The 10,500-nt window shown below is 58.0% G+C and carries 10 protein-coding genes; 9 read left to right on the top strand and 1 reads right to left on the bottom strand.

Annotated elements, in window-relative coordinates; translation table 11 throughout:
* From V7080_RS18755 to V7080_RS18765, 3 genes are all read left to right on the top strand, one after another.
* Nucleotides 1-1,437: phenylalanine--tRNA ligase subunit beta (locus V7080_RS18755; protein ID WP_334189916.1), on the top strand; the 1,437-nt coding region annotated here is incomplete at its 5' end.
* 45 nt (nucleotides 1,438-1,482) lie between these two features.
* On the top strand, nucleotides 1,483-1,896 hold the full coding sequence (locus tag V7080_RS18760; protein WP_334189917.1) for an integration host factor subunit alpha: 414 nt from the start codon (nucleotides 1,483-1,485) through the stop codon (nucleotides 1,894-1,896).
* Nucleotides 1,897-1,904: 8 nt separating this feature from the next.
* A complete protein-coding gene (locus tag V7080_RS18765) occupies nucleotides 1,905-2,294 on the top strand; it encodes a MerR family transcriptional regulator (protein ID WP_334189918.1) in 390 nt (129 codons plus the stop codon).
* Nucleotides 2,295-2,372: 78 nt separating this feature from the next.
* On the opposite strand, the gene V7080_RS18770 is transcribed toward V7080_RS18765, so the two are convergent.
* The gene (locus V7080_RS18770; RefSeq protein WP_334189919.1) at nucleotides 2,373-3,023 is read right to left on the bottom strand and encodes a response regulator; all 651 of its coding nucleotides are present in this window, start codon (nucleotides 3,021-3,023) and stop codon (nucleotides 2,373-2,375) included.
* Between the two features lie 557 nt (nucleotides 3,024-3,580).
* Here V7080_RS18770 and V7080_RS18775 point away from each other — a divergent pair.
* From V7080_RS18775 to V7080_RS18800, 6 genes are all read left to right on the top strand, one after another.
* Nucleotides 3,581-5,023 (top strand): sigma-54 interaction domain-containing protein, encoded by a 1,443-nt coding sequence (locus tag V7080_RS18775; RefSeq protein ID WP_334189920.1) that lies wholly within the window; start codon nucleotides 3,581-3,583, stop codon nucleotides 5,021-5,023.
* Between the two features lie 282 nt (nucleotides 5,024-5,305).
* The gene (gene fabG, locus V7080_RS18780; protein WP_334189921.1) at nucleotides 5,306-6,043 is read left to right on the top strand and encodes a 3-oxoacyl-[acyl-carrier-protein] reductase; all 738 of its coding nucleotides are present in this window, start codon (nucleotides 5,306-5,308) and stop codon (nucleotides 6,041-6,043) included.
* A gap of 110 nt (nucleotides 6,044-6,153) precedes the next feature.
* Nucleotides 6,154-8,286: a 3-hydroxybutyrate oligomer hydrolase family protein gene (locus tag V7080_RS18785; protein WP_334189922.1), complete on the top strand. Its 2,133-nt coding sequence runs from the start codon at nucleotides 6,154-6,156 to the stop codon at nucleotides 8,284-8,286.
* A gap of 121 nt (nucleotides 8,287-8,407) precedes the next feature.
* Nucleotides 8,408-9,181, top strand: a complete 774-nt coding sequence (locus V7080_RS18790) for an ABC transporter ATP-binding protein (RefSeq protein WP_334189923.1) — start codon at nucleotides 8,408-8,410, stop codon at nucleotides 9,179-9,181.
* A complete protein-coding gene (locus V7080_RS18795) occupies nucleotides 9,181-9,891 on the top strand; it encodes an ABC transporter ATP-binding protein (protein ID WP_334189924.1) in 711 nt (236 codons plus the stop codon). Before V7080_RS18790 ends, V7080_RS18795 begins: the two co-directional genes overlap by 1 nt.
* A gap of 99 nt (nucleotides 9,892-9,990) precedes the next feature.
* On the top strand, nucleotides 9,991-10,500 hold a 510-nt coding region (locus V7080_RS18800), incomplete at its 3' end, for an ABC transporter substrate-binding protein (protein ID WP_442947252.1).

Here is a 10,500-nt window from a genome sequence, read left to right on the forward strand (position 1 = left end):
CTCGACACGCAAAATATTTATCTTGAAGCCGCGTTCTGGTGGCCGCAATCGATTCAGGGCAGGGCGCGTCGTTACAATTTTTCAACTGATGCCGCCCACCGCTTCGAGCGCGGCGTCGACTACGCGACCACCGCCGAGCATATTGAGCGCATCACTGCCCTCATCGTGGAAATCTGCGGCGGCAAGGAAACCCGCATCGGCCCGATCGATGATCATGTCGTGAATCTTCCCGAGCGCAAGCCAGTCAGCGTACGGACCGCTCGCGCCGTAAAAGTCATCGGCGTGCCGCTTTCCGATGAGCAGATCGCCAATATCTTTACTCGCCTCGGACTGGACTACACCAGCGAGCCGGGACTTTTTACCGTTACTCCGCCTTCCTTCCGCTTCGATATTGAGATCGAAGAGGATCTCATCGAGGAAATTGCGCGCGTCTACGGTTTCGAGAACATTCCGGCACTGCCGCCGGTCGCGCCGAACATGATGCGCATCCCGGCGGAAAGCCGGCGCCCGGCGTTCGCGTTGCGCCGCCAAATTGCGGCCCTCGATTACCAGGAAGCCATTAATTTCAGTTTCGTTGAAGAGGCATGGGAAGCCGATTTTGCGGGTAATCGCGAGCCGATCAGATTGTTGAACCCGATCGCCAGCCAATTGAGCGTGATGCGATCGACCCTGATTGGCAGTTTGGTCGCCAATGTCCGGTACAACCTGAATCGCAAACTGGGACGGATTCGCCTGTTTGAAATCGGTGCCGTGTATCTGCGGAACACCCAGACGCAAGACGGTCCCTTATCGGTTGCCGGCTATGATCAGCCCAAACGTGTCGCTGCCATCGCGTACGGTCCGCTGGCGGAGGAACAATGGGGACTGCCGACACGCAACGTCGATTACTTCGATGTCAAGGCAGACCTGGAAGCGTTGTTGGCACCACGGACGCCGCGTTTCGTCCGGGTCGATCATCCTGCCTTGCACCCCGGGCGCTCGGCTGAAGTCGTGCTCGACGGGAAGGCCATCGGCGTCATCGGCGAACTTCATCCACGCTGGCAGCAGAAATACGACCTTCCGCTCGCGCCGGTATTGTTCGAAATAGACATGGCTGCGTTGCAGGATCGAAGCGTTCCGATGTACCAGGAGATTTCGAAATTCCCGGCTGTCGTGAGGGATCAGGCGCTTGTTGTAAAACAGTCGGTGCCGGCCCAGGATCTGATCGATACTTTCATTTCCGAGGGGAAAGCAAATCCTGCCTGTGATATGATGCAAGCCGTTGTTTTATTTGATGAATATCGTGGCAAAGGGCTGGAAAACGACGAGAAAAGTCTTGCTTTCCGATTCACGTTGCAAGATACTCAAACCACCCTGCAGGACGAAAAAGTGAACGCTGCGATGGCGGCGTTCGTGGCGTCTGTCGTGAAAAAACATGGTGCGAAATTACGTACTTGATGTGCTCATGCGTATGAAAACAAGTCGGGGGCAGGGACAATTACAATGAATGACGTGAACTCAGCCGAACTTCAATCTATCCTGGCGGCCGACTTGAATCGTGCAGTGCTTGAAGCACAGGCCCGCTCTCAGGCGGCTAAAGATTTGCCGACGCTGACCAAGGCGGAACTGGCTGAATTGCTTTTCGAGCAAGTCGGTCTGAACAAGCGGGAAGCGAAGGACATGGTCGAGACGTTCTTCGATGAAATCCGCAATGCCCTTGAGCGCGGCGAGTCGGTGAAACTGTCCGGGTTCGGTAATTTTCAGCTGCGCGACAAGCCGCAGCGCCCGGGCCGCAATCCGAAAACCGGCGAGGAAATCCCCATTACCGCACGTCGCGTCGTCACTTTCCATGCCAGTCAGAAGCTCAAGAGCATGGTTGAAGTGGTTGGCGGTGACAAGGTGGCGCAGCTCGCCTGACCCATTCCATGAACGATCGCTCCAGCAAGCCAGAACTTGCCGCCTTGCCGCCGATACCGGCAAAGCGCTATTTCACAATTGGTGAAGTCAGCGAATTATGTGGCGTCAAGCCGCATGTGCTGCGTTATTGGGAGCAGGAGTTCACCCAGCTCAAGCCGGTCAAGCGACGCGGAAACCGGCGATATTACCAGCATCACGAGGTACTGCTGATACGGCGCATCCGGGAGCTGCTGTACGAGCAGGGGTTCACGATCAGCGGCGCCCGCAATAAGCTCGACAGCCGGCTGACTGTGGACGAAGGCAGCACGGATCTCACCGCAGGATTGCCGCCGCTGGAGGTGGATACCATCGCGATTCGCCAGGAATTGAATGAGATCCTGAGCCTGCTCAAACGGTAACGCGATCGAGGCTTTTACATTGAGATCAACAAAAAAGCCGCATCATTGCGGCTTTTTTGCGAGCAAATCATTCATGCGCTACTTCAGGTTATCGAGAACAGACACGAGCTTGTTGATGTCGAGCGGCTTGGCGAAGTAGTGATCGAACCCGGCCTTTTGGGCACTGATACGGTCGCTGTCTTCCGCATAGCCGGTCAGGGCCACGAGCAGCGATGCATTGAGCCCGACGTCGAGCCGAAGCCGTTGTGCGACTTCATATCCATTCATCGCCGGCAGCCCGATATCCAGGATGACGGCTTCCGGCCGAAGTCTCAGTGCTTCGGAGATTGCGCTCGCACCATCGTGGGCAATGTGAATATCATGTCCGCATACCTTCAGCAGTTCGCCAAGCGATTCCGCTGCATCCACGTTGTCATCCACAATCAGGATCCGGCGCTGTCCGCCCGGCAAGGCGGAGGGCGACGCATTCCGGCTTAATGATGCGCTGCCGGATTCCGGTGCCGAAAGCGGGCCAGCGGCGGACGTCGTGGCACGACTGTCGTCGTCTCCTGTATTGGACTGGCTCAAGTTACCGCCGGCGGTGAATTCGTCGGAACAAGGAATGGCCGAACGATGTTGAGGCGATTGGACATCGATGTCCGGATGAGCCACCCTGACCTGCAGATGCAGATATGGCGACTCGGCTTGGGGCAGTGTGGAGATCGCACCGGGTTTACGGCCTGTGTCCATGGGAAATGCGGATCTATTCGAATCGGATGCTGGTTTGACGAGTGCACCTTGTTCATCGCGGCGCTGAACAAAATGGTCGTTCATATGGCCCTCTTTGGTCGTGTCGTTGTTGTGGGATACATTGTTGCGGATCCAAGCCAAATGCTTGCCGATATGAATGAACGACGCTCATTAACCAGCATACATCGCCAGAATAGACGACGTCGTGTCGATTGCTTTGGCATACATCATGTATACCCCGATCGACGCCTTTGATTTGCGGTGGCATAGTACCTCTGCGACACCGCGCCGAAAGCAGGCGGTGCCGCTTCTTACCATGCGCCAATCCACCGATAAGAAGCGTGTAGCGGCAAAAAATTCCCCGGCTGTTTTTGATTCGCACCGAATAATTTGACGAGCCACAGGAAGTCGTCTGCAAATGCAGCTATTGCCTTAAGCTTTCCCGGACGCATCTATAATCATCCGGTCGATGTTGTGATGCTACATCGACACCGGTGGAGGCCCGGGATGACAACAAGCAGCATACGATTTACTGCTGTAACCAGAATGGAACGAGTATGAAATCATCGGTAAGTCCCACCTGGGACGTCGATCGCATTCTGCGCGTCGGCATGCAGTCATTGCTGGACCTGTTTGACGATTCCTGCGAAGGAACCCTGGCGGTCGACGACCAGGGGCAGGTTGCCTGGATCAATGATAAGTACGCAGCCTTCCTCGGACTGAAATCGCCCGAGGATGCGCTCGGCAAGGCAGTCGAGGAAGTCATTCCAAATAGCCGCATGCGTGAAATCCTGCAGACCGGAAAGCCGATCCTGCTCGATATCATGATGATCCGCGAACAGCCATTGGTAGTAATGCGAATTCCGCTCAAGGATGATGCCGGCAAGGTCATCGGCGCCATTGGTTTTGCGCTGTACGATCGTCTGCAACGCCTGAAGCCTCTGGTGTCGAAATTCGCGGAGCTTCAATGGGCGCTCGCGAATACCCAGAAGGAACTGGCCCAGCTCCGGCACACGAAATATTCGATTTCAAGCTTCGTCGGCGTGAGCCCGGTTTCGCTGGAGCTAAAGCACCGCGCGCGACGGGCCGCTCAGCTCGATACAACGGTATTGCTGCTCGGGGAAACCGGCAGCGGCAAGGAACTGCTGGCCCACGGGATTCATGCGGCGTCCGGACGCGCAGGCAAACCGTTCGTTGGAATCAATATCGCTGCGGTTCCCGAGACCTTGCTGGAGGCGGAATTCTTCGGTGTCTCGCCGGGCGCCTACACAGGCGCTGACCGTAAGGGCCGAGACGGCAAATTCAAGGTTGCCGATGGTGGAACACTTTTTCTGGATGAAGTCGGCGACATGCCTCTCCAGGTGCAGGCCAAGTTGCTGCGAGTGTTGCAGGAGCAGGAAATCGAGCCGCTCGGGTCCAACAAGATCATCAAGGTCGATGTTCGCGTGATCGCCGCCACCAGCCACGATCTCAAGCAGCTGGTCGCGGACGGCAAGTTCCGCTCGGACTTGTATTACCGGCTGAACGTATTGCCGATTGCCTTGCCTCCCTTGCGGGAGCGGCGTGCGGATCTTGACGCGCTGTGCGAACACCTGCTTGAACAAATCGCCAAGCGCACCGGCATGCCGCAACGTGAACTCGCCCCCTGCGCACGCGCCGCGCTGGCGGCGTACAGCTGGCCAGGCAATGTCCGCGAATTGCGAAATGCGCTTGAGCAGGCAGGTATGGTTACCGATAACCTCAGTCTCAAGGCCGAGAATTTCGCAGCCTTCCTGCCGATCGCCACGGAAGGCGCCATGCCATCCGACAATGTCGACACGAATCAGCCGGCATGCGCCGTGCGACCGCTGGCCGAAGCGGTGGCGGAAGTGGAAAGGAAGCTCATCAAGTCCGCGTTGGATAGTACGGGCGGAAACAAGGCGTTGGCCGCAAGGATGCTGGGAATATCCCGGGCAACCCTTTATCAAAAAATCATTGATTTTGGGTTTTTGTCCAATTAATAGACACATGTCCATTAATTAGACACTTCATAAATTCCTTATATATCAACTAGATAGCAATCATTGCGCAGTATTCTGTCTGAATATCAGACATATCCACCGCTTATATCTCTCCTCATTTTGCCGCTTTTGGGCGTCTTTAAAAAATAATCCTTTATTTTCAGTTACTTAGATGTGATGGCATGACAATTGCCAATAGTGGTTATCGGCAAGGATGGCCATCATGCTCTGGTAGCACCAAAGCATTGTCGGCCTCAGCCTAAAACTACATAAGGAGGCAGGGTGCGGCTTGCAAATAAAGTAGCGCTCATTACCGGCGCAAGCCGGGGGATCGGCAAGGCGACGGCGCTGAAATTCGCCCGGGAAGGCGCCAAAGTCGTGGTCTGCGACCTCGACGACGCGGTAGCGGATACGGTTGCGGAGATCCGGTTGCAAGGCGGCATAGCGATCGGATTCACTGTCGACGTCACCAAGGCGGAAAGCATCGAGGCCATGATCAATGGCGCACTCAGCTCCTATGGCCAGATCGATGTGCTGGTCAACAATGCCGGCATTGTCGCCGACGCCCAGTTGAAGAAGATGACCGATGAGCAGTTCGATCGCGTGATCGACGTCAATCTCAAGGGAACCTACAACTGCACCAAGGCAGTTGTCGAGGCCATGATGGAGCGCAAGTCCGGTGTGGTCCTCAATGCGTCATCGATCGTCGGCATCTACGGCAACTTTGGCCAGACCAATTATGCGGCCAGCAAATTCGGCGTGATCGGCATGGCCAAGACCTGGGCGCGCGAACTCGGCAAGCATGGCATTCGTGTCAATGCGGTCTGCCCCGGCTTCATCGAAACCTCCATTCTCAAGGCAATGCCGGAAAAGGTCATCCGTGCGCTGGAGGAGCGCGTGCCGCTCGGCCGCCTCGGCAAGCCTGAAGAGATCGCGAATACGTTCGCCTTCCTGGCATCGGATGAGGCCAGCTACATCAACGGCGCCGTTATCGAGGTATGCGGAGGCATGACGCTATAGCAGGCTGAAAGATTCTTTTGCAGAAAAAGCAGGCATGTAAGAAGCAGTTCCACAAAAAACCAATGTTTTCCTGGCCAATGGTGGCCGGATAACCCTAAGGAGCGAGACACATGGCTTTTCACAATAAACTTGGTGTTACTTCGATCGTCGCCGCCGGCATACTCGCCGGATGCGGCGGCAGTTCGGATGCACCGGAAGATCTCAATACCAAACCAAGCTTTCTCGGAACGGTTCAGAAGACCGCATACGATGGCGTTAGCGACGATCTGCTGACGGCAGGCTTGGGCAGGACAGGCCTACAAGGCGCTGCGCCGACCTATGCCGACGCATCGAGGCCCACAGCGGCCGAGCTGCGTCGCAACACCATCTACAGCAATTACCGCGCCCTGATCGACCCGAGCGTCAACGGCGGATACGGCACGCTCTATGGCCCGAATGTGGACAACGCAGGCAACGCCACGCTGGGTGAAGGCAAGATCGCAGGCGACGAATACATCACTTATGCCGACGACGGCACAGGGCAGGTCAACGTCACCCTGATGGTGCAGATTCCGGCCGGTTTCGACAAGGCGAATCCGTGCATCGTCACGGCGACATCGTCCGGCTCCCGCGGCGTGTACGGCGCGATCGGCACGGCAGGGGACTGGGGCCTGAAGCAGAAGTGCGCGGTGGCCTACAGCGACAAGGGCAGCGGCATCGGCTTCCATAACCTGCAGGCGAATACCGTCAATCTAATGAACGGCGCCCGCGCCGACGCGGCCACGGCCGGCAGGAATTCGAACTTCACCGCCAGCATGACCGCGGCCGAACTGGCTTCCTTCAATGCGGCAACGCCAAACCGCTTTGCAATCAAGCAGGCGCACTCGCAGCAGAATTCCGAGAAGGATTGGGGCAAATACACGTTGCAGGCCGTTGAATTCGCGTTTTTTGCGCTGAACGACAAATTCGGTGACCTGGCGAAGGACGGTACGACACGCCTCAATACCATCAAGCCAGCCAACACCGTCGTGATCGCGTCGAGCGCGTCCAACGGCGGCGGCGCAGCCATCATGGCGGCCGAGCAGGACACCAAGGGATTGATCGACGGCGTCGCGGTGTCGGAGCCGGTCACACCGATAGCGCTTGCGTCGAACGTAAGCGTCCGGCGCGGCAACGCGGCAGTCAGCCGTGCCGGCCTCGGACTGTACGACACCATCACCATCGCCAACCTTTACCAGCCATGCGCAGTGCTCTCGCCATCGCTGGCCGCATCGCCGCTGCTGGCTGCCGTGAACACCACGCTGGCCACTAATCGTTGCGCATCGTTGCGTGCAAAGAATCTGCTGACATCGACCACCGTGGCGGCGCAGGCGGAAGAATCGTTGCAGAAACTGCGTGAAGCGGGATTCGAGTCGGACAGCGACCTGCTGCATGCATCGCACTACGGTACATACGCCATCCTTGCTCCGTTCTACGCCAACATGTATGGCAAGTTCAGCGTCAGGGACAATGTGTGCGGCTTTAGTTTCGCACCAGTGGTCGCGACGACCGGAGCAATTACGACATTGACGTCGACACAAGAGGCGCAGTTCTTCGCAAACGCCAATGGAACGCCGAGCGGCGGACTGGGCGTGGTGAACAACAATGCCGTCGGCGGTCCGATCGGCGATGCATTCTCGGTGTCGCCGTCCACGACGCTTGCCGACTACAACATCGATGGCGCGGTCTGCCTGCGCAACCTGGCGACCGGTACGGATATCACCACCGGCGCACCATTGACAGGCGCCGCGCTGACCAACTCCCAGCGGGTGCGTGCCGGCATGACGGAAGTTCTGCACAACGGCAACCTGCGCGCCAAGCCAGCCATCATCGTCCATGGCCGCAATGACGCACTGATCCCGGTAAATCACAACTCGCGTGCCTACTTCGCTGCCAACAAGGCGGTTGAAGGCGCAGCCAGCAAGCTGTCCTATATCGAGATCACCAATGCGAACCACTTCGATGCGTTCCTCGGCTTCCCGGGGTATGACAGCCGGTTGATCCCGATCCACCGCTATCACATCCAGGCGATGAACATGATGTACGCGCATCTGAAGAGCGGTGCGGCACTCCCGCCGAGCCAGGTCGTTCGTACCGTGCCGCGAGGTGGTGCGGCCGGTGCTGCGCCCGCGATTACCACAGCGAACGTTCCGCCGATCCAGGCGGCGCCAGCTGCGGCAAATCAAATCACGTTCAGCAATAACACAGCAACGATTCCGGAGTAAGCGCCGGACAGGCGGGCGGCTATGCCGTCCGCCTGAACGGAACTGCCCGGAAGATTCGGACCGGATTGCCCTGGAAAGCGCAGTAACCGGGGCAACCTGTCAGCAACAGTGGAGAAATACGATGGCAAGCGAAGTCATACTGGAAACGCGGAACCTGACGAAGGGCTTCAAGGGATTCATCGCGGTGAACGACGTCAATTTCAAGGTCAAGCGCGGGTCAATACATGCATTGATCGGTCCGAACGGTGCCGGCAAGACGACGTTCTTCAACCTGCTGACGAAATTCCTGATCCCGACGGAAGGCAAAATCATTTACAACGGCAACGACATCACCGCGCTCAAGCCGGAGCAGATCGCCCACCGGGGCGTCATCCGCTCATTCCAGATCTCCGCCGTGTTCCCGCACCTGACCGTGCTGGAGAACGTCCGCATTGGCCTGCAGCGGGGGCTTGGCACCAGTTTCCATTTCTGGAAAAGCGAGAAAACCCTGTCCCGCCTGAACGACCGCGCAATGCAGTTGCTGCGTGAAGTGGACCTCGAAAGCTTTGCGGACACCGTCACGGTCGACCTGCCTTACGGCCGCAAGCGGGCACTGGAAATCGCCACGACGCTGGCGATGGAACCGGAGCTCATGCTGCTGGACGAGCCGACGCAGGGGATGGGACACGAGGACGTGCATCGCGTCACGGAACTCATCAAGAAAGTGTCCGCCGGCCGCACCATCCTGATGGTGGAGCACAACATGAGCGTTGTCTCCGGCATCTGCGACAAGATTTCCGTGCTGCAGCGCGGGGCGCTGCTCGCCGAAGGCACGTATCACGAAGTATCTAACAATCCGCAGGTGATGGAAGCCTACATGGGCACCACCACCGGCGCGCTGGAAGGAGCACATTGATGGCAGCCGCCGCACTCGAAATCAAAAACCTGAAAGCCTGGTATGGCGAATCGCACATCCTGCACGACGTCAACCTATCGGTGAAGCAGGGCGAAGTCGTGACGCTGCTGGGGCGCAACGGCGCCGGCCGCACGACAACGCTGCGCGCCATCATGGGCCTGACCGGCACCCGCAAAGGCTCGATCAAGATCGGCGGGTCCGAATCGATCGGGATGTCCACGCATCACATCGCTCATCTCGGCGTCGGCTACTGCCCGGAAGAGCGGGGCATCTTTTCATCGCTGTCGGCGGAGGAAAACCTGATGCTGCCGCCGGTCGTATCGAAAAGCGAGAAGGGCATGTCGATCGACGAGATCTACGACATGTTCCCGAACCTGAAGGAGCGCCGCTCCAGCCAGGGCACGCGTCTGTCCGGCGGCGAGCAGCAGATGCTGGCGGTGGCGCGCATCCTGCGCACCGGGGCGCGCCTGCTGCTGCTGGACGAGATTTCGGAGGGGCTGGCGCCGGTCATCGTGCAGGCGCTGGCACGCATGATCACCAGCCTGAAGGCGAAGGGTTACACCATCGTGATGGTGGAACAGAATTTCCGGTTTGCCGCGCCGCTGGCGGACCGGTTTTATGTGATGGAGCATGGCCAGATCGTCGAGTCCTTTGCATCGTCCGAACTGGAATCCAAGATGCCCGTGCTGAATGAACTGCTGGGCGTCTGAAAAGCAGAACCTGGCGAAACACGAGAAACAAATCACTAGTAGCACATTGACGCAATTCCACTTGACACAGGAGAAGACATGAAATTCCAATCCAAAATAATGGCAGCCGCACTGGGCGCCGCATTTGCCGCAGGTATCGCCGCTCCCGCAGCCGCACAGGTTTCCGGTGACGTGATCAAGATCGGCCTGATCACCGATATGTCCGGCGTCTATGCGGACGTGGACGGCCCGGCAGGCGCCGAGTCGGTCAAGATGGCGATCGCCGACCTCGGCGGCGCGATCAACGGCAAAAAAGTTGAATTCGTTGTAGCCGATCACCAGAACAAGGCCGATATCGCCGCCAGCAAGGCACGCGAATGGTTCGACCGCGAAGGCGTCGACATGCTGATCGGCGGCACCAATTCCGGCGCCAATCTGGCAATGGCAAAAGTCGCTGCTGAAAAGAAAAAGGTATTCTTTTCGGTCGGCGCGGCGACCTCCCGTCTGACCAATGAAGAATGCACACCCTACACCGTGCACTATGCCTACGACACCGTCGCGCTGGCGCGCGGCACCGGCGGCGCGATCGTCAAGCAGGGCGGCAAGGACTGGTACTTCCTGACCGCCGAC

The sequence above is a fragment of the Noviherbaspirillum sp. genome (genome assembly GCF_036846085.1).
Lineage (GTDB): Bacteria > Pseudomonadota > Gammaproteobacteria > Burkholderiales > Burkholderiaceae_D > Noviherbaspirillum.

Coding starts and splice junctions, on each gene's coding strand:
- V7080_RS18760 (WP_334189917.1), top strand. CDS start 1,483: ATGAATGACGTGAACTCAGCCGAACTTCAATCTATCCTGGCGGCCGAC.
- V7080_RS18765 (WP_334189918.1), top strand. CDS start 1,905: ATGAACGATCGCTCCAGCAAGCCAGAACTTGCCGCCTTGCCGCCGATA.
- V7080_RS18770 (WP_334189919.1), bottom strand. CDS start 3,023: ATGGACACAGGCCGTAAACCCGGTGCGATCTCCACACTGCCCCAAGCC.
- V7080_RS18775 (WP_334189920.1), top strand. CDS start 3,581: ATGAAATCATCGGTAAGTCCCACCTGGGACGTCGATCGCATTCTGCGC.
- V7080_RS18785 (WP_334189922.1), top strand. CDS start 6,154: ATGGCTTTTCACAATAAACTTGGTGTTACTTCGATCGTCGCCGCCGGC.
- V7080_RS18790 (WP_334189923.1), top strand. CDS start 8,408: ATGGCAAGCGAAGTCATACTGGAAACGCGGAACCTGACGAAGGGCTTC.
- V7080_RS18795 (WP_334189924.1), top strand. CDS start 9,181: ATGGCAGCCGCCGCACTCGAAATCAAAAACCTGAAAGCCTGGTATGGC.